Raw genomic sequence first — 23,305 nt, 5'->3', positions numbered from 1 at the left:
ATTGCACTAGTGCATAATCTTCTTTGTGCTAGGAGACTACAGGATCGAAGGCAAGGGTGCAGCTGAAATCGCGGTCAGCGTGGAGCGTGGAGTCGGCACGGGAAAGCTGAGCCCTGGAGAAGTGCTTCCGCCCATGCGGGAGTTGGCGATCGAGCTGGGGGTGAATCCGAATACGGTGGCGGCGGCCTACCGCACCCTCCGTGACCGTGGGGTCATCGAAACCGCCGGCCGTAGAGGCAGTAGGGTGCGCGAGCGGCCCGCTTCGGCGCCGCGCGAGTCCATTCGGGTCGAGGTGCCCGATGGGGGCCTCGACATTTCCACGGGGAACCCCGACCCCGCTCTGCTGCCCCCGCTCGGTGACGCCTTCGCGGTCGCCACCGAGTGCGCGGCCCGCGTGCCTGTCCTCTACGGGACACCGGACATCGATCCGTGGTTTGCGGCACTCGCCCGTGCCGCCTTGCATGCGGACGGGCTGCCGGAGGGCCCGCTCGCTGTTGCCTCGGGATCCCTGGACGCCATCGAGCGCGTGCTGAGCTCGCATCTGCGCCCCGGTGACTCCGTGGCCGTCGAGGATCCGGGCTGGGGGAGCCTGCTGGATCTGGTGCCTGCGCTGGGGCTGCGTCCGCTGCCTGTCGCCGTTGACGACGAGGGCCCGGTCCCGGCCGAGTTGGAGCGTGCGCTGGGGGAGGGGGCACGGGCGGCCGTGGTCACCGGCCGGGCCCAGAATCCGACGGGCGCGGCCATCACGGCGCAGCGGGCTCGTGAGCTGCGTGAGGTGCTGAGCGGTCACCCCGATGTGCTGACGATCGAAGATGATCACGGGCACGGCATCGTGAATCTCCCGCTTCGCCCTGTCGTCGGCGCCACCCGACTCTGGGTGCTGGTGCGCTCCACCGCCAAGGCGTACGGGCCTGATCTGCGCCTGGCGATGCTCACGGGTGACCCGCTGACGGTCGACCGGGTGCGCGGCAGACAGCGGCTGGGCCCCGGCTGGGTCAGTCACCTGATCCAGCGTGCGGTGGCACACCTATGGGAGTCGGAGGTGCTGGACGCAGTGGCAGTCGCCGAGTCGTACGGGCAGCGCCGGGACGCCCTGATGCGGGCACTTTCCGAGCGGGGGATAGCGAGCCATGGGTGCAGCGGCATGAATGTATGGGTACCGACGCCGGACGAAACGGGGCCGGTTACCCGGCTGCTGCGTGCGGGGTGGGCCGTTGCCCCCGGTGCCCGCTTCCGCCTGGCATCGCCGCCCGGCCTGCGGTTGACCGTGTCGCCGCTCGTCATGGATGACATCCCGAAGCTCGCCGCCGACGTCGCGGCAGCCCTGCGGCCGGGAGAGGCCCGGCGGTACGACTGAGTGTGGGCGGGTGCGGGGTCACAAGAACCGCGGGGACTGGTGCTGGATGCCCAGGCACTGACGAGACGCTTGAGGTGGGGGAGGGGTGGCCCGTGATGCGGTCAGAGTTTGCGGAAGTCCCAGGAGACGAGCGATTCGGGAGTCAGCCGAAGCCAGGCGTGCCGGCCATCGTGGGGCATCCGGTCGAGGCCGAAGTATTTGATGGGGAACAGTCGCTCGGCCTCGGCCAGTTCGGGGCAGGGCTCACCTTTGCGAGGTGCCTCACCGATGAACTCCACGCGGCCCGACAGCTCCACCCCGCGCAGCTCGCCATAGTCCTCGCCGTCATCCACCACCACCGCCACCCGCGGGTCGTGGCGCAGTTGAGCCCAGCGCCTGCTACGGGTGATCGAATACAGCCACAGCGAGCGGCCGTCCCAGCAGAACCACAGAGCGCCGACGTGCGGTGCCCCGTCGTCGCTCACCGTGGCAACCCGGCAGGTGCGCTGATCCAGGAGAAACGCATCGCGTTCCTCGGGCGTCATCATGATCCGGCGACCCCGCCGCTGCTCTGTGACGGCCATGCGTCTCTGCCTCCAGCGCTTCGATGACTGCGTACGTCGTGGTACCTGGGCGTACCCCGCACCCGTGAAGTGAGCAGGCACCACGCTCGGCGATTTCATTTCCTGATGGAGTGTCAGGAAATCATGGACGCTCTTCCCGTGTTGCGCAATGCCCCCTATGGTGCGCCCCGCACGGCCACGGCGTGGAGAGGGGCGGCGCATCGCAGCCGACTCGGAAGACGAGACAGTGAACGCGGAACACGAATGGGGAAACGATGCCTCCGAATGACCGATTCGCCGCCCAACTCGACCCCGCCACGGCCGCCCTGCTCACCATCGAGTGCCAGCGCGGCGTCGTCGGCGAGGAGAGCGCGCTGCCCGAACTCGCCCAGGAGGCACGGGAGTCAGGTGCGCTGGGGCGGATCGCGTCGCTGGTCGCCGCCGCACATCAGGCCGGGATCCAGGTGCTGCACGCCGTTGCTGAACGCCGCCCCGATGGCAAGGGTGCCAGCCGTAATGCCCGGCTCTTCCGTGCCGCCGAGCGGCTGCCGGTGCGCCAGCTGATGGGCTCCTCCGCCGTACGAGTAGCGGATCCCATATCCGTGGCGGAGGAGGACCTGGTGGTGAGGCGGCTGCACGGGCTTTCGCCGCTCGCGGGCACCGACGTGGACGCGCTGTTGCGGAATCTCGGGGTCCGGACGCTGGTGATCACGGGGGTCTCGGCCAATGTGGCCGTGCCCAACACGGTCTTCGACGCCGTCAACCTTGGATACACCGCTGTGGTGCCCGCCGACGCCATCGCGGGGGTCCCTGCCGACTACACCCCGGCGATGGTGCGCAACACCTTGTCCCTGATAGCGACGGTCACCACCACCGAAGAGGTACTCGCCTGCTGGAATGCCTGAACCGGCCCTCGCTCGGCCCGCAGCGCAGGCCACTTCGGGCCTCATCCGCCGGCGAAACTGCCATGAGGAACTGGCCATGCTCAGGGCCGGGATGGCTGCGCAGGGCGGCCGAAGCAGGCACCTCCCCCCTGCGCGGCCCTCCCGCCTTCACTGCTCCTGGCACCTAAGCACTCCACGGGACGTCGCGCGCCTGCTGTATGTCTCCGGTCCCGCTGGGAGACCCCGCGACGACAGTTATGACGGCTTCGGGTGGTGGTGCCGAGGTCGGTGTTCGGTCAGGCCCACGAGTATGTGGTGGACCGGCGGGGCCACCAGTTCCGGGACGGTGAGGGGGTCGAGTGCGCTGTAGAACGCGTTCTGCGCGTCGCGCAGTGCCCTGCGCAGGTGGCAGGCCGTGTGCAGCGGGCAGGGCGGGTCGCTTTCGCAGGCCACCACTTCGGCCTCGCCTTCGAGCATCCGGACCAGCCACCCCACCGAAGCCTCCCGCCCGAGTCCGGTCAGAGTGAGCCCCCCGCCCTGGCCCCGGCGTGCCTCGATCACCCCCAAGTGCTGGAGACGGGTGATCGCTTTCGCCAGATGCGTGTGGGGCACGCCCATGGACTGGGCCACCTCGCGAGTGGTGAGCGGGGGTTGGTCGTCCCGGGATACCGCCAGGCGCATCACGCAGCGCAGGGCCAGGTCCGTGAATTTCGTCAGCCGCACAGCCAGACGCTAACAAAGACGTATGTAACATTCGTATTTGCAGGGTGTTCGGCACAGCGCGGATGTCCTGCGTGTGGGTTCGTCTTGAGGCTGGCCGCGGAGGGGCAGCCCGGGGCGGTGGACGATGTGCATCGGACGGTGACACCTGATGAGCGCGGACGGCGACAGCCTTCCCGAGAGCGCTGAGAGCGCTGAGAACCCGGCTCGGCCGCGAGTCCTGTGCGAAACCGCGGCGCTCGATGGTGCCTCTGCACGGGCGGGCGCCATGTGGCGGCTTGAGGAGCCGGGGCGGCAACTGGACGCCAACGTCGTGCGGATCCCGCCCGCCCGCTGCGTGGAGACCCATTACGAGCCGGACGTCGATGTCCTCCTGCTGGTCACGGCGGGCGGGGGCAGCCTGGGTTCGGCTGATGGTCCGCGCCCTCTCAGCGAGGGCAGCCTCGTATGGCTGCCCCGACGCTCGACGCGCAGCCTGGCCGCGGGTGACCAGGGCATGACCTACCTGACCGTTCACCGCCGCCGGGGTGGCATGCGCATCCAGCCGCCGCCCGGAGCCGCTCCGCTCGTTCCCTGAGCCGGCACCGGCCCACCGGATGCCCGGTCCGAGATGCGGCTACCGGATGCCCGGCCATGGAGGCCCGTGCACCGGATGCCTGGCCCCCAGGCCCTGGCGTACCGGATGCCCGGCCATGGCCCCGGCCGAAGGTGCTCGACCCGGCACCGGGGTGCGGGACGCCCTTCAGGAATCCGCGCTCCGGATGCCCGTGCGCTCCCCGCTCCCGGCCGCTCCGGACTGTGCGCGTCGTCGCCTTGCCCTCCGTGTGCCGTTCCGCCCTGGTGGACGTGGCCCAGCCCGCCGGCCGGCTCGTCGTCGCCTGCATAGGTTTCTCTAACCCGGAGTAAAGCAGGCCAATTCGGCGGCAAAATGTACGTATTTCCTGAACGTTCTCTCCGCCGTACGAGTGAACAGGTGCGAGCGCGATGATCGCGTGCGGCTCTAGGTTCAATGGTGATCGGCTTCCGCCGCCGCACGTCCCGGAGAGGTCATGTCCTACACCTCCGCTCCTGACCAGCCGCACCCGCTTCCGGCCCGCCCGACACCGCCCTGGCCCTCCGTCCCACCCGCCGACGTCTGCTTCCCCAGCGAAGAGGGCGAACCGCGTGCCGTGTACGAGGCAATCCGCGACGAACTGCTGCTCGACGGGCGGGCCCGGCTCAACCTCGCCACTTTCGGCACCACTTGGATGGAGGACGAGGCGCGCGCCTTGATGGCCGAGACCGCCGACAAGAACCTCGTCGATACGCAGGAATACCCGCAGGTCGCGGACATGGAAGCCCGCTGTGTGCGGATGCTCGCCGATCTCTGGCACGCCCCCGATCCGGCCCGCGCCACCGGATGCTCCACCACCGGCTCCAGCGAAGCCGCCATGCTCGCCGGGCTCGCGCTCAAGCGCCGCTGGCAGCAGCGCCGACGAGCGGCCGGCCAGGACACCGCGCGGCCCAACCTCGTCGCGGGCGCCAACGTGCAAGTGTGCTGGAAGAAATTCTGCGCGTACTTCGATGTCGAGCCCCGGCTCGTCCCCCTCGCCCCTGGGCGTCTGCACCTGACCCCCGACATGCTGGGGCAGTACTGCGACGCCGACACCATCGGTGTCATCGGCATCCTCGGCTCCACCTTCGACGGCTCCTACGAGCCCGTCTCCGGGCTCTGCCTCGCCCTCGACGGCATCCAGCACGCCACCGGCCATGACATTCCCGTCCATGTCGATGGTGCGTCCGGCGGGTTGATCGCCCCGTTCCTCGACCCCGACCTGCTGTGGGACTTCCAACTCGCCCGGGTCGCCTCCATCAACACCTCCGGCCACAAATACGGCCAGGTGTTCCCCGGCCTCGGCTGGGCCCTGTGGCGGGACGCCGACGCGCTGCCGAGCGAACTGATCCACCAAGTCGACTACCTCGGCGGGGAGATGAGCACGTTCTCCCTCACCTTCACGCGCCCTGCCTCACACATCGCCGCCCAGTACTACACCTTCCACCGCTACGGGCACGAGGGAATGCGACGGCTCCACCTTGCCTCGCGCAATACCGCTCGCACCCTCGCGGACGGCATCGCCGGCCTGGGTCTCTTCGAACTGCTCACGGACGGCAGCGAGTTGCCTGCCTTCGCATTCCGTCTCACCGACGAGGCCCGCGCGGGCGGTCTCCACGAACGGGGCATCGCGCTCGCGATGCGCGCCCGCGGCTGGCAGCTCCCCTCCTACCCCCTGCCCGCCGGTCTCTCCGACACCTGGGCGCTGCGCGTCGTGGTCCGCACCGGATTCACCCCCCGACTGGCCTCCATCTTCCTCGACGACCTCCGCCACGCCGCCCGCGACCTGGCCTTCTCGACCGTCCTCGGCCAGGGGAAGGGCCGTGTCCCCGCCGCTCTGGAGCCGCGCGCGGTCACCGCCGTTTGAGCGCGGCGCGCCCCGTCCTGTGGGCCGGGACCTCCTCAACTCCCGGCTGACGGGCCAGAAACGGGGGTGCGGCGCCTGCGGAGCCGGATCCTGCCGCCCCGGGCAGGGACGAGCGTCACCGATACGAGCCGTGCGGCTTCCGGTGGGCCCGCCGGCTCGGGAATGGCTGTCGCGAGGATCTCCCGCAAGACGGTCTCGATCTCCAACTGGGCGAGCGGCACGCCGATACAACGCCGCACACCGCCGCCGAACGGCGTCAGCGAGTACGGCGCGGGGTCCCCGCCCAGGTGCCGCTCCGGCCGGAAGACATCCGGTTCCGGCCACAGCTCGGGATCGAGATGGGTGAGCGGGAAGAGCGCGGCCACGAACGCGTGCCGGGGCACCGGGTGGCCGCCGAGTTCGGTGTCGTGCGCCGCGGTGCGCATGGCGTTGTAGACGGCGGGCCGCAGTCGCCCGGACTCCTTGAGGACGGAGGCAAGTACGAGGTCCGAACCGGAGTCGAGGTCGGAGACAAGAGCGTCGCGGGCGGCAGGGTGGTGGGCGAGCAGGTGCAGGGTCCAGGCGATCGTGGTCGCCGTGGTCTCGTAGCCGGCGAGAACGAGGCCGGTCAGCTCGTCCAGGAGCTGTACGTCGTCCAATCCGGCGCCCTGCTCGTCGCGTGCGCCGAGCAGCAGGGACAGCACGTCGTCACGGTGGGCGCGGTCGGGCGCCGCCCGGCGCGCGGCGATCTCCTCTCGGGTGAGATCCCGTACCGCCGCGCGGAGCCGGTGGAAGCGACCGCCCGGCGAGAGCGGACCCAGGTCGCGCCGCAGCGGCCCGGGCAGAAAGAGCACGGCGAGGTTGCCCGTGGCGACGAACCCGTTGAGCGCGTTCCGGAACATGGCGGTCCGGGCCGGGTCCGTCAGTCCGAAGACAACCCTCAAAATGACGTCGAGCGTCAGCCGCTGCGCCCACGGCCGTACGGGCACACCGTCTCCGGACAGCAGCTCGGGCAATCCAGCGTGCACCAGCTCCCGCACCCGCTGTGTCCAGCAGGCGATCCGCGCCCCGTGGAAGGGCGGCAGCAGCAGTTTGCGATGGAGCAGATGCCTGGGCGGCGGCGTGCAGATCAGCGACCCGGAGCCGAGCGCGGGCGCCAGCAGGGCGGCGGCGTCGCCCCCGGTGAACCGCTTGTGATCCGTCAGAACAGCCCGGTTGGCCGCGGCGTCGGCCGCGCATACGAGAGCAGCGCGGTAGGGAAAGGTACGCAGCGAGAAGACCGGCCCGAACTGCCCGCGCAGGGAGCGGGTGTAGCCCTGCGGGTCCCGTAGCATCCGGGCCGTCTGCACGGCGCGTGGCGCACGGGCGGTCGGCGGGAAGCGGCGGGGGTCCCATGGTGGTTCCAGGGTGAACGCGTCGCTCATGGCCGGGGTGCTCCTCGCAGCGGTGGGGGAGAACTGGGGGTGGTGGGCCGGGAAGGCGATGCTGGTCCCGGCTGATCCCGGCCGGGCTGGGCGCGACCAGTACGGTCCGGCCGATCAGGCTCGATCCGATCCGATCCCGTCCGGTCGGGCTCTGGGCTCGGGCTGGTTCGGTTCGGACTGATGCGGCCTGCTCGGCCTGGTTCAGCCGGGTGGTGCCGACTGCCAGGGCCCTGCCGGGTCGTCGTAGGCATCGTCGTAGCCGTCGGTGGCGATGGGCGCCTGGAGAAGCGTGTCCGGAATGGCGAATGCCTCGACGAGAGCGAGTGCGTGCGGGGCCAGTTCGGCGCTGACCCGGTCGATGGCGGGCCCCAGGTCCCGGACCACTTCGGCCGTGAGGTGTCCGTCCGCCAGCAGCAAGCCCGTGTGGGGGGCGAGGCATTGCAGGGCGAAGAGCTGGAACACCTGCTCCAATAAGCTTCTCGTGGCATCGTCGCCCGCACGGGCGGCCGAGGCCAGGAACGCCTCAGCGGCCTGCCGGGTGGCGTACGCCCCGACGAGGTCCAGGGCCGGGTTCACCGCGTGGTTCCAGCGGTCCAACGCGGTGGGGCTGGGCCGGCCGAGGCGACTGCGGGCGTCCTGGAGACAGGTCAGCTCGTGGCGCACGAGCAGTTCGAGCAGGAACGTGCAGTCGGTCAGCGGACCGCCCGGTGAGTCGGGCGGTGAGTCGATCGGTGGGCCGGCGTGCGAGGCGGTCCGTGCGGCGGGGGTGGCGGGCGGGCTGTAGCCGCGGCCGGTCAGCATGTCGGCTGCGGCCTTCGTCCAGACGACGAGGTTGTCGCCCTCGGCCGTCACGGTGCTCTCGATCGGGGTGATCAGATCGACGACGCGGTTGGCCGACAGCAGCCCCTGAGCGCCGCAGCGCTCCCGGCACTCGATCACGAGATCCCTGGCCTGCCACGTGACCCAGCCCTTCGTCGCCGCGACGAGGACCTCCGTCTCGGCGGACTCGGCGTCGTCCCGGTCCGCACAGCGCCGGGTGGCCTCGCGCAGCAGGAACGTCGCCGCGTAGGCACGGGCCGTGGCCCCGAGCAGCCTGCTTTGATGGCAGCGGTAGGCGAAGACCGGTACGCCGGATCTGCTCGCCGGTGCGAAGGTGTGCCGGCGGTGGGCGTAGCGCACGGCGATGGTGAGTGCCGCCCTGGCGCCGCCCAGCGCCGCGCCGCTCAGGCAGAGCTTTCCTGTGGTGACCCGCTGGATGGACCGCAGGAACCGGCGGCGCCGACTGCCGAAACCGCTGCGGAAGGCCCCCTCGGCGGTCAGGTCCGCATGCTCGCCGGCCAGCAGCGCCGTACGCGGCAGTGTCACCTGGTCGAACGAGGTGATGGCATGATCGACCGCCGACCCGGGCGTCTCCGAGAGCGGGCGGACCCGGATGCCGGGGAGCGTCCCCGTCTCGTCCCGCAGGGGTACGAGGAAGAGGAATACTCCGCAGTCCTGTTCACGAACGATCAGTCTGGCCGCGACCAGACCGCTCTTGGGCCCGCCGACGGGTCCTGTGTTGGGCATGAACTTCTGAGCGTCCCGCGACGGCGTGTGCAGAACGAACGTGTCGGTATCCGGCTGGTAGGCCGCCGTGGTCTCCAATTCGGCGGCGTTGTTTCCGTAGCCGAGTTCGGTGATCAATACGGCGCCGTACCGCCGTAGCAGGGTGAACGGCGAGAGGTCCACCGTGTGCCGGGGATCGAGTTGGAGGAGGCTGCCCAGGAAGAGGTTGTAATGGATGGTGGCCAGTGTGGTGAGTGAGCCGTCCACCGTTCCCAGCCACTCGTGCAGCGAGACCAATCGTGCCGTTTCCGTGACCAATTTCTCCACGGATTCGACTGCTTCATTGACCACTCGCAATCGCTCATAGGCGAGTTCGGATCGTTCTGCGGGCGGTAGGCCGTCGCGGTAGTGGAAAATCTCCCGGCCGAGCAGCTCCGTCCAGGGGCCGTGCAGGTCCTCGAAACGCCCCTCGAAGAGCACCTCCGTCAGCAACGGCACCTGCACCCGCGCCTGAGCCGGGCCATGGCCCTGCCCCTGCTCCTGGCCCGGTAGGACGGCACTGCCGTCGGCCGTGCTCTTTCCCACCACCGCGATCGCGTCCACTTCGGATCTACCTCACAGAGCGCCGAAGAGCAGGTGGCTTGCCGAGTTGGCCGGATCCTCGTCGCCGTAGTACTGCGCGGCAGCGGTCATCAGACGGTCCTTCGCCAGATGCCCGTCCTGGTCCGTCAGCCGGTCGAAGGCCGCCTCGGCCTCGCCCGGGGGAACACCGATGCCGACCAGAACGGTGATGAAGTCGTCCTTGCCGACCAGGCCGTCGTCGTCCCGGTCGGCAAGGTGGAATCCGGCGGAGTAGAGCGGGCCGATCAGGGTGTCGAAATTCGCGCTCAACTGGTGCAGGGCCTGCTGGAACTCGCTCTTGTCGATCCGGCCGTCGCCGTCGGCGTCGGCGGTCTCCTGCAGGGCTCGCCAGTAGTTCATCATCTCCTCGGCGTACTTCTTCCCCTTCGCCGTCTGCTCCTCGCCGAAGGCAGCCAGAACGCGCCCGCCCATCAACTCGAAATCATCTTGGGAGATTACGCCGTCGGCGTTGGCGTCCAGGAGAGAGAACAATTTTTCGTACTTCTGATCGAGCAGTGTGCCCATGTGTTCCTCCAGTGCTGACAGTTCATCCGAAACGAGGGAGAGAATACCGGCGTCCGATTGGGCGAAACCACCCGTCAATTGCTCCTCCTTCGAGTGAAAAAGGAGCGTCAACGGGGGCGCGTACGCGTGGGTGGGGCGCGGGTGCCGCCTCCCGCACCGTTGTCATCGCCTCCGGCGGACAGGCGCCGTTGTCGTGGCCTCCGGCGCCGCGACAAGGACGGGCGCCCGCGTCCCTGCCGGACCGGAATCGGAGAGCGCGCAATTTTTCGACGGTCTCGATCGTTGCCGTTTCCGGGGCCACGGCGCGGGTCACGGCGAGCCCGTGTCCGCGAGGGCCCCGCCCCTCCCCGGCCCAGGGCTGGGTGAGGACATGAAGCGAAGATTCCAGGAGGTTCCGTGGCCAGCTCAGGCAACGCACAACCGGCGCTCTCACGGCTGCGGTTGCGGCCCGCCGCGTTCGGCGCCGATCCCACCGGTGAGCGGATGGAACGGATCCGCCGGTCCCCTCATTTCGGGGAGAAGTCGTTCCGGAACCCCGAAGGACCCCCGGCCGATACCCCGCCCACCGGCTCCAAGACCGAGTTCGCGAAGGTCTACTTCCAGAAGGAAGCACGGCGGCGCCGGCGCCCGGCGGCGCCCATACCGCTGCACACCACCACGTCCGAGGACCTCGCACGGCCTCCGGCCACCGGGCTGCGGCTCACCTGGATGGGACACTCCAGCGTGCTCGCGGAGATCGACGGCCGACGGATCCTCTTCGACCCCGTATGGGGCCGGCGCTGTTCGCCGTTCACCTTCGCCGGGCCGAAGCGGCTGCACCCGGTCCCGCTGCCGATGACCTCCTTGGGGCCGGTGGACGCCGTCGTCATCTCCCATGATCACTACGACCACCTCGACCTGCCCACGATCAAGGAACTGGCCTCCACGGACGCCGACTTCGTGATACCTCTCGGTGTGGGGGCGCACCTGGAGCGCTGGGGCGTTCCGGCGGACCGGCTGCGGGAGCTGGACTGGGAGGAGTCGACGGAGATCGGCGGGCTGCGGCTGACCGCTACCCCGGCCCGGCATTTCTGCGGCCGTGGTCTGCGCAGCGGACAGCACACCCTCTGGGCGTCCTGGGCCGTCGAAGGGCCGTCGGGACACCGGATCTACCACAGTGGCGACACGGGATACTTCACCGGATTCCAGGACATCGGGGCCGCACACGGCCCGTTCGACGCGACCATGATCCAGATCGGTGCGTACAGCGAGTACTGGCCGGACATCCACATGACACCCGAGGAGGGCATGCGGGCGCACCTGGACCTCCAGGGCGGCCGGGCCGCCGGGGTGATGCTCCCGATCCACTGGGCCACGTTCAACCTCGCCCCGCATCCGTGGGAGGAGCCCGGCGAGGGCACCCTCGAAGCCGCCACCCGGGTGGGCGCGCGGGTGGCGCTGCCGCGCCCGGGGGAGCCTTTCGAGCCCACTGCCGAGCACGTCCCGTCCGCGCCGTGGTGGCGGGCCGTCGCCCAGCCGCCGGCCGAGGGCAGTACCGCCGCTCCGTCCACGCCGGAGGCCGCGCAAGAGGTCAGAACCACCGAGCCGGGCCAGGACACCCACGGGGCGGTCACGGCGTTGTAGGGAAGGTGCGGCCTGCGGCGGGCTGTTGGCCGGCGCCGGAACGAACGGGAGAGGCGGAAGCGCGAGGTGGCCGCCCCACGAGGAAGCGATCACCTAGGGTCACCCTATGAGGGACACACAGGGAAAGGCGGACGAGACCGCCGGGTCCGTACGTCTGGCGTCGCGGACGGGCAAATGGGTGCTGAGCTGTTCCGTGCTGGCCTCCGGAATGGCTCTGCTGGACGGCACGATCGTGAACATCGCGCTGCCCCGCCTAGGCCGTGACCTGGGCGCCACGCTCGCCACTCTCCAGTGGACCGTCAACGCGTACATGCTCACCCTCACCGGCCTGATCCTCCTCGGCGGCGGGCTCGGTGACCGCTTCGGCCGTCGGCGGATCTTCCTCGTCGGCGTCGTGTGGTTCGCGCTCGCCTCCGCACTGTGCGGCGTCGCCCCGGACAGCAAGGTGCTGATCGCCGCCCGCGCGCTTCAGGGCGTGGGCGGCGCACTCCTCACGCCGGGCTCGCTGGCCCTGGTGCAATCGACCTTCCGCCAGGAGGACCGGGCCAAGGCCATCGGTGCCTGGTCGGGGCTCGGCAGTGTCGCGGGGGCTGTCGGTCCGTTCCTCGGGGGCTGGCTGGTGGACGGTCCCGGCTGGCGCTGGATCTTCCTCATCAATCTGCCGCTGGCGGCCGTCGTGATCCTCGTGGCCCTCCGGCACGTCCCCGAGAGCCGCACCCCCGGCGCCACCGGCGACTTCGACGTGACCGGCGCGGCATTCGCCGCACTGAGCCTCGCGGGGGTCACATATGCGCTGATCGCGGCCTCCGGCCACCAGCCGGCCGCAGCGGTCGGGGTCGCGGCGGCCGTCGGTGTGGTCTGCGGGGCGGTCTTCGTGCAGGTGGAGCGCCGCCGCGCACATCCGATGCTGCCGCTCGGGATCTTCTCCGTCCGGCTCTTCTCGGCCGTCAACACCGTGACGCTGTTTCTCTACGCCGCGATCGGCGGCGTCTTCTTCATCCTCCCTATCCAGCTCCAGACCACCGCGGGCTACAGCGCGTTCCAGGCGGGTGTCTCCACCCTGCCGGTCACCGTCTTGATGCTCGCCCTCTCCGCCCCGGCGGGCGCGCTGGCCCAGCGCATCGGGCCCCGTATCCCGCTGACGCTGGGCCCGCTGGTCGCAGCGGCCGGTCTGCTCCTGCTCCGCCGTGTCGGCCTGGGCGGGACTTCATACGTGGTGGACGTGCTGCCCGCCGTGGTGATCCAGGGGCTGGGCATGAGTCTCTTCGTCGCCCCGCTCACCGCCACGGTTCTCGCCTCCGTCGATGTCTCGCGCTCCGGCATCGCCAGTGGTGTCAACAACGCGGCGGCACGCGCGGCCCAGCTCCTGATCGTCGCCGTACTGCCGCTTGCCGTGGGCCTCTCCGCGCACGGCTACACCTCTCCTCACGCGGTCGATGACGCCTTCGGGGCCGCGATGCTGATCTGTGCGGCGCTCTGTGCCGTATCGGCAGTCCTGGCCTGGTTCCTGGTCCCGAAATCAGCCCTCGAAGCCACCCCCGATCACGACGTCGCCCGGCCCGAGTGCACCACCTGCCTGGGCGTCTCGGGCCCGCCGCTGGAACCGGGCGAGGACACCGCTCGCTGACGGCCGGCCAACTCGCCGATCAGGGCAGGGCGCTTGGCCGGACGGCGTCTGGGGCGCGCGGTCTCACGCCCTCGTACCGGTGCCCTCACCAGCGGGCGTGGGCTCCTGGCTCTCCGGGGGCAGCTCCTGGTCTCCCGGAACCCGGTCTCCCGCCCACACCGCGGGGGTCCGCCCCGACCAGGGGCTCGCCTGTTCGAGTTGACCAGCGAGGCGGAAGAGGCGGCCTTCGAGCCCGTAGCCGGCGGCGAACTGCATACCGACCGGGAGCCCCGTCGAGGGGTCGGCCGTCACCGGCACGGACATGGCGGGCGTGCCCGTCACATTGAAGACCGAGCTGAACGGTGCGAGGTCGAAGAGACGGCGAAGCCAGCCGAGGCCGTCCAGTGCCTCCGCGCCCTCGGCGTGGGTGCCCAACGGCACGGGAAGTTCCGGCAAAGTCGGGGTGAGCAGTATGTCGTAGGACCCGAAGTAGCCGGCGAGGCTTCGCGAGACCCGGTTCCGGATCCCGAGAGCGGTGACGAACTGGGCGCCGCCGACCCGCTGTCCGAAGTGGTAGCCGGCGAGCACGGGCGGCTCAAGGGTCGAGGAGTCGACGGGACGGCCGGAGGCGGCGGCCAGCTCGTCGATCGAGGCCGCGAGATTCGCCGTCGACTGAACGGCGTTGGCCAGAACGAATTCTCCCCAGTCCGCCCCGAGGCCGACCTCGGCCTCCGCCACCTGGTGACCGAGGGATTCCAGCAGGCGCACGGTGCGGGAGAGCGCGTCCGCCACCGCCGGGGAGGTGCGATGTCCGCCCCATGCCTGGGTGAGCACCCCGATCCGCAGCGTGCCCGGATGCCGGACGGCTTCCTCCGCGTACGGCCGGGTCGGCTCCTGGGCGAAGTAGGGGTCACCCGGTTCCGGTCCGCGTATCTGGTCGAGCAGTACCGCGCTGTCGCGCACGGTGCGGCTGATGCTGCCGTGCACGGCCAGACCGTTGAAGATCTCGTCGGAGAAGGGGCCCACGGAGACCCGGCCGCGGGTGGGCTTCAGTCCGAACAGGCCGTTGTACGCGGCGGGAATGCGGATCGATCCGGCGGCGTCGGTGGCGTGTGCGATCGGGACCACCCCGGCAGCGACGGCCGCGCCCGCACCCCCGCTGGATCCGCCCGCGCTCCGCTCCAGGTGCCACGGGTTGCGGGTCGCGCCGTAGAGCACTGGTTCCGTCGTGGTGCTGTAGGCCATCTCCGGTGTCGCGGTACGCCCGAACGTCACGAGGCCGGCGCGTCGGAAGCGCCGCATCAAGGAGGAGTCGGCGTGCGCGATATGACCGGCCGCGAGGCGGCTGCCCAGCTCCATGCGTTTCCCGGCCATGGACACCGCGATGTCCTTGATCAGGAACGGGACTCCGGCCAGCGGTGTGCTGCCGGGGCCGGGCTCGTCCTCGGCGGGCCATGTCTCCACGATGGCGTTGATCCGCGGATTGACGGCCTGCGCGGCCTCACGTGCGGCGGACTCCAGTTCGGCCGGGGTCACTTCGCCGTCGGCCACCAGCTGCGCGAGCCCGACCGCGTCGAAGCTCACGTACTCGGAAAGTCTCACTGCCACTCCCAAAGAAAAGAACGATACCGTCGAGACCCGGACGATACCGCTCGGTATCGTCCGGGACGGGCTGGTACCGTAACAGGAAGTGGAGGGCCCACAACGAACCGGACGTCACGGAGCAGTCATGGCACCGACCGTCAGCAGGCCGAGCAGGGTGGCGAAACTGCCGCCTCGGGAGCGCATCCTCGACGCGGCGGAAGAGCTCTTCCAGAACGAGGGGATCCGGCGGGTGGGCGTCCAGACGATCGCCGAGCGGGCCGAGACCACCAAAATGGCCATCTACCGGCACTTCGAAACCAAGGACGCGCTGGTCGCGGAGTGGCTGCGCATCGTCGCCGCGGACTACCAGGCGGCCTTCGACCGGGTCGAGGCCGAGCACCCGGGCCGGCCCGGAGAGCAGATCATGGGCATCGCACGCTTCATCACCGAAGGGCTGCCGGCGATCTCCTACCGGGGCTGCCCGTTCATCAACTCCCTCGCCGAGCTGCCCGACCGCTCCCACCCCGCACGGCAAGTGATCGAGGAGCACAAGGCCCAGCAGACCCGCAGGCTGGTCGGTATGTGCGCCGCGGCCGGCCTGCCCGACCCCGGGCAGGCCGCGGCCGAGATCACCTTCGTCCTCGAAGGCGCGCAGGTCAGCACGCAGAACGGAAGCATCGATCAGGTGGGGGACCGGGTGCTGAGGATCGTCGAGGGCATCGTGGGCCAGCACCGCGCTTCGCCCGGCGCGGCCCGGACGGTCTCCGGCTGACCGCCCGCACCTTCGTGGCTACTTGCCCCTGGGGCGGACCAGCTGACGCGCGGGCGACTCGGCCGGCTTCTCGTCCGTGACCCAGGCACCCAAGGTGATTTCGGCGGTGATGCCGGGGCCGAACCCCGCGATGATTCCCTGGGTCGCGTGATCGGCGCCGCCGTCCTCGAAGAAGCGCTCCAGGGCGTCGAAGATGACGGCGCTGGCGATATTGCCCCGTTCGGTCAACGTGGCCCGGCTGTACCGGAACATCACCGGCGGCAGCTTCAGATGCGTACACAGGTCGTCCAGAATCCTGGGCCCACCCGCGTGGACGATGTAGAAGGCGAGCCCCGAGATGTCCCAGCCGCGCAGCTCGGCCACCTTGCGCAGCGCGGGGGCGAGGTCGGCCATCGTGCCGGGCACCCGCTTGTCGAGCATGAAGTGGAAGCCGGTGTCACGGACCGCGTACGAGATCCACTCCTCCGTGTCGGGCACCAGGTGCGAGGCGTTGTGATCCAGCCGCACGCCCGTGCCGCCGTCGTCGCCGCGGACGACCGCGGCGGCGACGGCGTCACCGAACAGCCCGTTGGACAGCAGATTGCCCACCTCCAGGTCCGTCGGCTGGTAACACAGCGAGCAGAACTCGCAGCACAGGATCAGCACGTTCGCCTGCGGATAGGCGGTGCAGAAGTCGTGTGCGCGGTTGATGGCCGCGCCACCGGCGGCGCAGCCGAGCTGGGCGATCGGCAGCTGCCGGGTCTGTGGCCTGAAACCCATGGTGTTGATGAGCCAGGCGGTCATCGACGGCATCATGAAACCGGTGCAGGAAACATAGATGATCATGTCGATGTCGCGGGGCGTGAGTTCGGCGTGAGCCAGCGCCCGCCGCGCGGTCTCGGGCACCCGCGCCTTGGCCTCCACCTCGTACCGGGCGTTGCGCTCGGTGAAGCCGGGGTGGCGCAAGGTGTCCTCGATGGGCTGCACCAGGTGGCGCGTCCGTACCCCGGTGTTGGCGATCAGACGCAGTGCGAGCCCCAGTTGGGGGTGCCCGGCGTGCAGCTCCCTCGCCAGTTCGAGGGTCTGCTCCCGGGTGATGACATGCTCGGGCACGGCGATGGCCGGCCTGCACAATGTGGCCATGCTCGCCTTCCCTACCAGGTCACCGGAAGGGTGAGCGGATGGCGCCAGATCGACACGGTGTTCCACCGCACCTCGTCCTCCGGCACGGCCAGCCGGAGGTCCGGGAACCGGGCGATCAGCGTGCCGATGGACACCTGGAGAGTCATCCGCGCCAGGTGGGAGCCGAGGCAGTGGTGGCTGCCGTATCCGAACGTCATGTGCCCGGCCGGCTCCTGCCGCTCGAAGTCCAGCTCGTCGGGACGCTCATACGCCAGGCCGTCGCGATTGGCGGTCAGATACGACACATGCACCATGTCGCCGGCCTGGATGAGCTGCCCGCCGACTTCCACGTCCTCCTGGGCCACCCGGGGGATGCCCACGCCCTGGCGGAACGGGATGTAACGCAGTAGCTCCTCCAGCGCTTTCGGCAGCAGCTCGGGCCGCGCTCGCAGCTGCGCCAGGTGGGAGCGGTGGGTCAGCAGGGTGTAGACGATATTGCTGATTTCGTAGGTGGTGGTGTCGTGCCCGGTGACCACCAGGAGCATGGCCAGCACGGCCAACTCCCCTTTCTCCAGCATCTCCTCCCCGATGCGGGCGGTGGCCATCGCGCTGATGAGGTCGTCACCCGGGTCACGGCGCCGTGCTGTGGTCAGCTCGGCGAAGTAGGCCCGCAGCGCTGCCTTCGCCTCGGCCGCCGAGGACGCGTCGGCCGCGCTCATCGACATCATGGCCATCGCCCAGCCGCGCAAGCGCGGGCGGTCCGCCTCCGGCACGTCCATCAGCTGACTGATCGTCATCAACGGCAGCTCGTTGGCCAGATCCGCGGTCACGTCGGCCGGTGCGCCCCGCTCGGCCATCTTGTCCAGCAGCGTGTCCACGCGCCGCTGCGTCCACGGGCGCAGCGCCTCGACCTGCGGGGTGGTGAAGGCTTTGACGACCAGCTTCCGCACCCGGTTGAGCGCGGGCGGGTCCATCAGGTTGATCGCCTCGGACTGGGCGATGGGAGCGGGAGTGATCCGCGGGAAGTCCTGGCCGATCAGTGCGGCTCTGCTGAACCGGCGGTCCGACGTTACGAGTTGAACGTCCTCGTAGCGCGTCACCAGCCAGCAGGTGCCCGTCCCGTACGGCATACGGACACGGGTCACGGGTGCCTCGTTCCGCATCCGGGTCATGAACGGATCGGGCTCCAGCGCTCTGTCGTGGCGGAACGGACACGTCCGCTCGGTACCTGTATGCGCAGTGGTCATCGCAGCATTCCCCCCTTGGTCCCGGCGCGTTCCTGGTGCGCCTTCGGAGGGCATACCCGCCTCAATCCGGCACCACGCCTGTAGGGTAAAAACCACTCTTATGGGGTTACTTCATGCCTGGATGACCGCTCGGTGTCCACTATCCTGTCCGCCCGCCGTGCTTCACCCGGAGTCTGTGCCGCGGATGAGGGTGTCCGGAGGCGCCGCCCTTGACGACCGGCCGACAGTGGCAGGAAGGGGCTGAATGTGCCCTGGGATTCACCTACGGTTCCCCCGACAAGGACGGCACCCTCACCCAGGGCGGCTACTCCAGCCATGTCGTAGTGGGCCAGGACCCCGCCCTCTCCGTGCCCGAAGGTATCGCGCTGGACGAGGCCGCCCCACTCCTGTGCGCGGCATCACCACCTACTCGCCGCTGCGCCGCTGGGGTGCGGAGCCCGGCAAGAAGGCGGCGATCGTCGGCCTCGGGGGGCCCGGTCACATGGCGGTCAAGCTCGCGCACGCGAGGGGTGCGGAGGTCACCGGGCTGTCGCAGTCGCTGAAGAAGAAGGAGGACGGCCAGCGTCCGGGTGCGGACCATCACCACGCCACGAGCGACCGGCCATGTTCGAGCAACTCGCCGGCTCCTTCGACCTCATCGTCAATACGGTGAGCGCGAAGATCGACCTGGACGCCTGCCTGGCCTGCTGACCGTGGAGGGCGCCCTGGTCAACGTCCGGGCCCCGGCCGAGCCGCTGTCGCTGAGCGCGTTCTCCCTCATCTACGGCGACCGGCTGTTCGCGGGCGCACAGATCGGCGGAATCCGCACGAACCAGAAGATGTTCGACTTCTGTGACGTGCACGAGATCGGCTCCGAGACCGAGGTCATCCCGTGCGAACGAGATCGACGAGGCGTACGGGCGCGTTCTCACTTCGGATGTGCGCTACCGGTTGGTGATCGACATCGCGACGCTGGGCGGCGAGTAGGAGAGGGAGGGCCAGCCGGACCGACCCGACCGGATCCCATGCCGGTCCGGGGCCGGGACGGCCGACCGGCCCTGGACGGTTCAACCGCTGCCGCCGGCCCGGCGGCCGTCAAGGGACGGGGCGCCGCGACGGGTCGTCCCCTTGTTCGGCTACTCTCGGCGCCACTGAGCGCCACGGATGTTCGCTCTGCGCCCGGGCGACGACGCAGGTGCACTGCAACGAACCGTCACTCGGGAGACGCCCGCGCATGAATACGCCACCATCGCCGCCGGGAGCGGAGCGGACTGACGGGTCATCCGTCCAGACCGGGCCTGCCGTCCAGATCGGTGTTCTCACTCCACTGACCCGGCCCGGCTGGGCCGAGGCGGGGCAACACCTGCTCGCAGGATCCGAACTGGCCGCGCGCGAGGTCAACGACACCGGAGGCATCGGCGGAAGACCACTTGAGCTGCTGGTCACAGACACCGCGGCGGATCCGCTGAGGGCCGCGGCCGCGGTGGACGAATGGGCTCGCCTGGGCGTGGCCGCCGTGGCGGGGGAGTACCACAGCGTCGTCGCCCGCACCGCTGCCGCCAGGGCCGACGCGCTCGGCCTGCCGTTTCTCTGCTCCTCAGCGGTCTTCGACGCGCTCACCGAACAGCCGACGGAATGGGTGGCGCGCCTCCCCCCGGCGCAGTCCCACGGCTGGCGGATCTACGCGGACTTCCTGCTCGGCGCCGGCCACAGCCGAATCGCCGTGGCAGCCGAGCCGAGCGCCTACTGGGCATCTGGGACCCGCATTCTGCGGGACCACCTCGCTCCGCGCGGCGGCACCCTCATCGAACTCGACATGCGCGTGCTGACCGCCACGGCGCTGTGCGACGAACTCGCCGGCAATCGCGCGACAGCCCTTCTTCTTCTGGTCGGCCACCCGGAGCCGGCGATACCGATCGTCAGGTCCGTCCGTCGCGACCCGCGCCTCGCCGAGATCATGATCGGTGCTCCGGCTGGGCAACCCGAATTCGCCCAATGGGCGACACTGCTGGGCGAGGACAGCGCCGCCATCCCTTTCCTGCGCTATCTGCCCGAACGCCTCAGCCCACTCGGGCAACGCGTCAAGGCGGCCCTCCGCGAACGGCTGGGCGCAGCGCCCTCTTTCGTCGCGTTCGAGGGGTACGACACGGTCGCCGTCCTCGCCGACGTGTTGCGTTCCCAGGGCACGTCTCGGGCGCGCATCGCCGAAGCCTGGCCGCTCGTCGCAGTCGAGGGCACACGGGGGCGGATCCAGTTCACCCGTGAGCCGGGCATCAACGTGTGGCAATGGGCATGGCCGCCGGTCCAAATCGTTGACCGGGATCCGGCCGAACCCGATCGCTTTCGGGTTCTCCACGCCACTTGAGAAACGGGTGGGAACCTGCGCAATGCGGGTCCCCTCGGGGTTACTGAAATGCGGTGACTCCCGTGGCCGGGCCAGCTTCGAACGCTCTGGAAGGGCCGCGCGGGCGAAGTACACCGCGGGTGCCGAGCACAACCTCGCCAACCTTTCCGGTGAGAACCGCGGTCAGAAGAGCCACGGCCCAATAGCGCCCGCTCGCGTTCGCGCTTTCGCCACGTTCAGCGTGCCGCTCTGGTATCACTCGGCTTGCCCGCGGAAGAGGTGGCCGTCGGTCAGTCCTGGCGGCCACCGCATTCCCTCCGTGTCCTCCGGAGTTCGGCGTTCGGCCGGCTGGTACCGGAGCACCGCACGACAGGGGCGTGCAGCGAATGTGATGGTCGTCGGCGTGAGACCGTCGAGGCGCAGTCCGAAATCACGTGCGGCCTTCGCCACGTCATGCTGGGATCATTCGCCATGTATGGCTATATCTACGATGAAGCTGACTTGATGGACAGGATGGAACGGAACCTGGCGGAACACGCCTGTCACTTGCACCGGAGCATGGTCGGAGCTGCCGTCACGGAGACGGGTGACCTTCTGATCGCCGACAGCGGCTTGGGCGACGACACCTTCAATATCGTTGCCGCGGCTCGCTTCACTGCCGCCACCGCACCGGCACGTATCACCGAGACCGCTCGGACGCTGTCGCACACCGGCCGCCGTTTCTCCTGGTGGGTGGGGCCCGCGTCGAGGCCATCGGACCTCAGCGCCCGCCTGACGGCGGCCGGTCTGCCGGCATCCGAACGCGAGACGGCGATGTGGGCCGAGCTGGAAGACACCCTGACACTGCCCGTCGCTCAAGGGCTGGAGGTCCAGACGGTGGCCAAGCCCGGACAACTCGCCGACTACGCCACGGTTCTCGCCGCGAACTGGAACCCGCCCGCTGACACCGTCCGCCGTTTCCTCACCCAGGCCGCCCCGCAGGCGCTGGCCGCACACTGCCCGGCCCGCTACCTGGTCGGCTATGCGGAGGGCCGCCCGGTCTGTTCGGCCGAGGTGTTCCATCACGCGGGGGTTGCCGGGATCTACAACATCTGCACTCTGGCCGCACACCGCCGACGTGGCTACGGAGGTGCTATCACGCGGGCCGCACTCCGCGCGGCCCGCGACGGGGGTCACCGCATCGCGGTCCTACAGGCGTCCGCGGATGGCGAGCCTGTCTACCGCCGCCTGGGTTTCCGCCCCTGTGGCCAGTTCACCGAACACACCATCAACCCCTGAACCGCCTCATCTTCACTGGCCCGCTGCCCACTTTTCCTGGCCTGACGTGCTTTCTCGACCTGACGTGCCGGTCACAGCCGCTCGTGGACGGCCGCTACCAGGACAGGGCCCTCGTAGCGGCCCTCCACGAGCTTGCCGTAGCTCGTGCCCACGGCGCCGAACCCTGGGCGGCGGGCGGTCGGCCATCACATGAGCCGAGCCTCCCGCGGCTGCGGGCCCGGCCCCGGCCGTCCGCATGTCCCGGTGACCCGGTGGGCGGACATGTTGTGCGCCCCAGGGGGAAGCAGAGATCCTTCTGCGGGGCGATGCGGTCTCCGCTCCGGTCGGGGAGGCTGCTGCGCAGGACCAGTGAGAAGAGGAAAGGCCGTATGGAAGCGACCAGGTCACCCGACTGGAACATCGTGGGAATCCTGGGGGCCGCGCGCGGCGCGCGGTCGGGCGCGGGGGGACCCATCGGCAGCGAGCACCTGCTGGCCGGCATGACCACGGCCAAGGGAGCGGCGCGCGAAGCCCTCGCGGCTGAAGGGGCGACCAAGGTCGCGCTCCTGGCCGTGCTGCGGGACCGGATGGACCGGGACGAGGCGTGGAGCGCCGACGACGAAGCAGAGGGGATTGTCACCGAGAAGGAAATCCTCGGGGAGGAGGGCGAAGAGCGCATCCGCTACACGGGCGCCGCGGCCAGGGCACTGACCGCCGCGATGGCACAGGCCCGGGGAGAGGACGCCAGGAGGTTCGGCGCCGATCATCTGCTGCGGGGGCTGCTGGAGGAGGACAACCGCGCCGTGGAGATGCTGGGCACGTGCGGCATCTCATCGCAGGCCGTACTCGCCCGCCTCGACGGCAGCGCCGGAAGCCAGGGCTCAGGAAGCCTGGCCCCAGGCAGTGAGGACGCCGGAAGCCAAGGCTCGGGAAGTCAGGGCTCGGGAGGCCGGGGAGAGGCGAGCCTCGACCCTCTGCTGCACCCCACCCGCGACATCCTCCTCGGCCACAGCCACTACCGCCGGGCGCCCCTGTGGATGCGGTGGCTGTTCAAGCTCAGCGGGGTCAACTGGGCGGCGCGGCCCGCCTGGTGGGTCCGGATGGAAACCTACGAGCAGGCACACCGTCTCGGCAGCGACGCGGTGGGCACCGAGCACGTGCTGCTCGCGATCCTGGCCACCCACGAGGTCGCGCTCCGGTACCCGCATCTGGCGGGGGAGAGGGCGTTCGGCCCCGGCTCCCGGTACGCGGGCGGCGAGCGACTGGCCCGCCTGGGTATCGACTACGCGTCGGTCCGCAGCGCACTGACCACCGGCCACCCTCGCCTGACATCAGATGCCCGGCCTGTCGAGCAGTACCTCGACGAGACCAAGGGCCCGGACGCGACAAGAAGGCCGGATCCGGGCCCTGACTCCCGTTCCGATGGGGAGAGGACAGCCGATCCGGGCACGGGCCCGCTGGTCGAGACCCTCCTGGGAGAGGCGACGCGTGCCCGGCAAGCCGTCCACGCGCTGACCGGCCCTCCCGGCAACTGACCAGCCCGCCTCCGGGGGTGTCTCTATGTTTTTGGTCAAGCGGTTTGGGGTGTGCGGGGTTCGTAGAAGGTGCTGTCGCGGAGCATGGCGTAGATGACGCTGATGCGGTGGCGGGCGAGGCGGAGGAGGGCTTGTGTGTGGGTCTTTCCCCGGCTTCGGCACTTGTCGTAGTAGGTGCGGGAGGCGGGGTCGTGCAGGGCG

The 23,305-nt window shown here is 69.9% G+C and carries 18 protein-coding genes and 2 pseudogenes; 11 read left to right on the top strand and 9 right to left on the bottom strand.

What is annotated here, in order from left to right; genetic code table 11:
- Positions 1-25 precede the first annotated feature (25 nt).
- Positions 26-1,357, top strand: a complete 1,332-nt coding sequence (locus tag ABD339_RS31960) for an aminotransferase class I/II-fold pyridoxal phosphate-dependent enzyme (RefSeq protein WP_344570669.1) — start codon at positions 26-28, stop codon at positions 1,355-1,357.
- Between the two features lie 101 nt (positions 1,358-1,458).
- Here ABD339_RS31960 and ABD339_RS31955 read toward each other — a convergent pair whose 3' ends face one another.
- A complete protein-coding gene (locus ABD339_RS31955; RefSeq protein WP_344570668.1) occupies positions 1,459-1,920 on the bottom strand; it encodes a pyridoxamine 5'-phosphate oxidase family protein in 462 nt (153 codons plus the stop codon).
- A 254-nt stretch (positions 1,921-2,174) separates the two neighbouring features.
- Here ABD339_RS31955 and ABD339_RS31950 point away from each other — a divergent pair, with 254 nt between their 5' ends.
- Positions 2,175-2,804 carry a cysteine hydrolase family protein gene (locus ABD339_RS31950; protein ID WP_344570667.1) on the top strand — a complete coding sequence of 210 codons (630 nt, stop codon included), beginning with the start codon at positions 2,175-2,177 and terminating at the stop codon, positions 2,802-2,804.
- Between the two features lie 234 nt (positions 2,805-3,038).
- Here ABD339_RS31950 and ABD339_RS31945 read toward each other — a convergent pair whose 3' ends face one another.
- Entirely contained in the window at positions 3,039-3,506 is a 468-nt protein-coding gene (locus tag ABD339_RS31945) for an RrF2 family transcriptional regulator (RefSeq protein WP_344570666.1), read from the bottom strand.
- A gap of 148 nt (positions 3,507-3,654) precedes the next feature.
- On the opposite strand from ABD339_RS31945, the gene ABD339_RS31940 reads away from it, so the two are divergent.
- Together ABD339_RS31940 and gad are read left to right on the top strand one after the other, a co-directional pair.
- Positions 3,655-4,080, top strand: coding sequence for a cupin domain-containing protein (locus ABD339_RS31940; RefSeq protein ID WP_344570665.1), 426 nt, complete (start codon positions 3,655-3,657; stop codon positions 4,078-4,080).
- Between the two features lie 472 nt (positions 4,081-4,552).
- Positions 4,553-5,962, top strand: a complete 1,410-nt coding sequence (gad, locus tag ABD339_RS31935; RefSeq protein ID WP_344570664.1) for a glutamate decarboxylase — start codon at positions 4,553-4,555, stop codon at positions 5,960-5,962.
- 35 nt (positions 5,963-5,997) lie between these two features.
- On the opposite strand, the gene ABD339_RS31930 is transcribed toward gad, so the two are convergent.
- From ABD339_RS31930 to ABD339_RS31920, 3 genes are all read right to left on the bottom strand, one after another.
- Positions 5,998-7,365 carry a cytochrome P450 gene (locus tag ABD339_RS31930; RefSeq protein WP_344570663.1) on the bottom strand — a complete coding sequence of 456 codons (1,368 nt, stop codon included), beginning with the start codon at positions 7,363-7,365 and terminating at the stop codon, positions 5,998-6,000.
- Between the two features lie 201 nt (positions 7,366-7,566).
- On the bottom strand, positions 7,567-9,513 hold the full coding sequence (locus tag ABD339_RS31925) for an acyl-CoA dehydrogenase family protein (RefSeq protein WP_344570662.1): 1,947 nt from the start codon (positions 9,511-9,513) through the stop codon (positions 7,567-7,569).
- Positions 9,514-9,525: 12 nt separating this feature from the next.
- Positions 9,526-10,056: an EF-hand domain-containing protein gene (locus ABD339_RS31920; RefSeq protein WP_344570661.1), complete on the bottom strand. Its 531-nt coding sequence runs from the start codon at positions 10,054-10,056 to the stop codon at positions 9,526-9,528.
- Between the two features lie 396 nt (positions 10,057-10,452).
- Here ABD339_RS31920 and ABD339_RS31915 point away from each other — a divergent pair, with 396 nt between their 5' ends.
- Positions 10,453-11,679: an MBL fold metallo-hydrolase gene (locus tag ABD339_RS31915; RefSeq protein ID WP_344570660.1), complete on the top strand. Its 1,227-nt coding sequence runs from the start codon at positions 10,453-10,455 to the stop codon at positions 11,677-11,679.
- Positions 11,680-11,785: 106 nt separating this feature from the next.
- On the top strand, positions 11,786-13,306 hold the full coding sequence (locus ABD339_RS31910) for an MFS transporter (protein ID WP_344570659.1): 1,521 nt from the start codon (positions 11,786-11,788) through the stop codon (positions 13,304-13,306).
- A gap of 63 nt (positions 13,307-13,369) precedes the next feature.
- Here the strand turns inward: ABD339_RS31910 and ABD339_RS31905 are convergent, their stop codons facing one another.
- The gene (locus tag ABD339_RS31905; RefSeq protein WP_344570658.1) at positions 13,370-14,887 is read right to left on the bottom strand and encodes an amidase; all 1,518 of its coding nucleotides are present in this window, start codon (positions 14,885-14,887) and stop codon (positions 13,370-13,372) included.
- 127 nt (positions 14,888-15,014) lie between these two features.
- Between ABD339_RS31905 and ABD339_RS31900 the strand changes: the two genes are divergently transcribed.
- Positions 15,015-15,641 (top strand): TetR/AcrR family transcriptional regulator, encoded by a 627-nt coding sequence (locus ABD339_RS31900; RefSeq protein ID WP_344570657.1) that lies wholly within the window; start codon positions 15,015-15,017, stop codon positions 15,639-15,641.
- Positions 15,642-15,659: 18 nt separating this feature from the next.
- Here the strand turns inward: ABD339_RS31900 and ABD339_RS31895 are convergent, their stop codons facing one another.
- Positions 15,660-16,763, bottom strand: a complete 1,104-nt coding sequence (locus ABD339_RS31895) for a type III polyketide synthase (protein WP_344570656.1) — start codon at positions 16,761-16,763, stop codon at positions 15,660-15,662.
- 11 nt (positions 16,764-16,774) lie between these two features.
- The gene (locus ABD339_RS31890) at positions 16,775-17,989 is read right to left on the bottom strand and encodes a cytochrome P450 (RefSeq protein WP_344570655.1); all 1,215 of its coding nucleotides are present in this window, start codon (positions 17,987-17,989) and stop codon (positions 16,775-16,777) included.
- A 260-nt stretch (positions 17,990-18,249) separates the two neighbouring features.
- Between ABD339_RS31890 and ABD339_RS31885 the strand changes: the two are divergent.
- The 4 genes and pseudogenes from ABD339_RS31885 to ABD339_RS31870 all read left to right on the top strand — a co-directional run.
- Positions 18,250-18,955, top strand: a pseudogene (locus ABD339_RS31885) (zinc-binding dehydrogenase); the annotation flags it as partial.
- Between the two features lie 247 nt (positions 18,956-19,202).
- Positions 19,203-20,333: an ABC transporter substrate-binding protein gene (locus ABD339_RS31880; RefSeq protein WP_344570654.1), complete on the top strand. Its 1,131-nt coding sequence runs from the start codon at positions 19,203-19,205 to the stop codon at positions 20,331-20,333.
- A gap of 492 nt (positions 20,334-20,825) precedes the next feature.
- Entirely contained in the window at positions 20,826-21,590 is a 765-nt protein-coding gene (locus ABD339_RS31875; RefSeq protein ID WP_344570689.1) for a GNAT family N-acetyltransferase, read from the top strand.
- Between the two features lie 368 nt (positions 21,591-21,958).
- Positions 21,959-23,104, top strand: coding sequence for a Clp protease N-terminal domain-containing protein (locus ABD339_RS31870; protein ID WP_344570653.1), 1,146 nt, complete (start codon positions 21,959-21,961; stop codon positions 23,102-23,104).
- Positions 23,105-23,139: 35 nt separating this feature from the next.
- On the opposite strand, the pseudogene ABD339_RS31865 reads toward ABD339_RS31870, so the two are convergent.
- Positions 23,140-23,305: pseudogene (locus tag ABD339_RS31865) on the bottom strand (IS110 family transposase); the annotation flags it as partial.

The sequence above is a fragment of the Streptomyces axinellae genome (genome assembly GCF_039532135.1).
In the GTDB taxonomy this organism is placed as follows: Bacteria; Actinomycetota; Actinomycetes; order Streptomycetales; family Streptomycetaceae; genus Streptomyces; species Streptomyces axinellae.
This window is presented reverse-complemented; position numbering and strand designations above follow the sequence as displayed.

Excerpts from the sequence above, each read along its gene's own strand:
- gad (WP_344570664.1), top strand. The coding sequence starts at position 4,553 with ATGTCCTACACCTCCGCTCCTGACCAGCCGCACCCGCTTCCGGCCCGC.
- ABD339_RS31930 (WP_344570663.1), bottom strand. The coding sequence starts at position 7,365 with ATGAGCGACGCGTTCACCCTGGAACCACCATGGGACCCCCGCCGCTTC.
- ABD339_RS31940 (WP_344570665.1), top strand. The coding sequence starts at position 3,655 with ATGAGCGCGGACGGCGACAGCCTTCCCGAGAGCGCTGAGAGCGCTGAG.
- ABD339_RS31950 (WP_344570667.1), top strand. The coding sequence starts at position 2,175 with ATGCCTCCGAATGACCGATTCGCCGCCCAACTCGACCCCGCCACGGCC.
- ABD339_RS31875 (WP_344570689.1), top strand. The coding sequence starts at position 20,826 with ATGGAACGGAACCTGGCGGAACACGCCTGTCACTTGCACCGGAGCATG.
- ABD339_RS31900 (WP_344570657.1), top strand. The coding sequence starts at position 15,015 with ATGGCACCGACCGTCAGCAGGCCGAGCAGGGTGGCGAAACTGCCGCCT.
- ABD339_RS31895 (WP_344570656.1), bottom strand. The coding sequence starts at position 16,763 with ATGGCCACATTGTGCAGGCCGGCCATCGCCGTGCCCGAGCATGTCATC.
- ABD339_RS31880 (WP_344570654.1), top strand. The coding sequence starts at position 19,203 with ATGAATACGCCACCATCGCCGCCGGGAGCGGAGCGGACTGACGGGTCA.
- ABD339_RS31920 (WP_344570661.1), bottom strand. The coding sequence starts at position 10,056 with ATGGGCACACTGCTCGATCAGAAGTACGAAAAATTGTTCTCTCTCCTG.
- ABD339_RS31955 (WP_344570668.1), bottom strand. The coding sequence starts at position 1,920 with ATGGCCGTCACAGAGCAGCGGCGGGGTCGCCGGATCATGATGACGCCC.
- ABD339_RS31910 (WP_344570659.1), top strand. The coding sequence starts at position 11,786 with ATGAGGGACACACAGGGAAAGGCGGACGAGACCGCCGGGTCCGTACGT.
- ABD339_RS31890 (WP_344570655.1), bottom strand. The coding sequence starts at position 17,989 with ATGACCACTGCGCATACAGGTACCGAGCGGACGTGTCCGTTCCGCCAC.
- ABD339_RS31870 (WP_344570653.1), top strand. The coding sequence starts at position 21,959 with ATGGAAGCGACCAGGTCACCCGACTGGAACATCGTGGGAATCCTGGGG.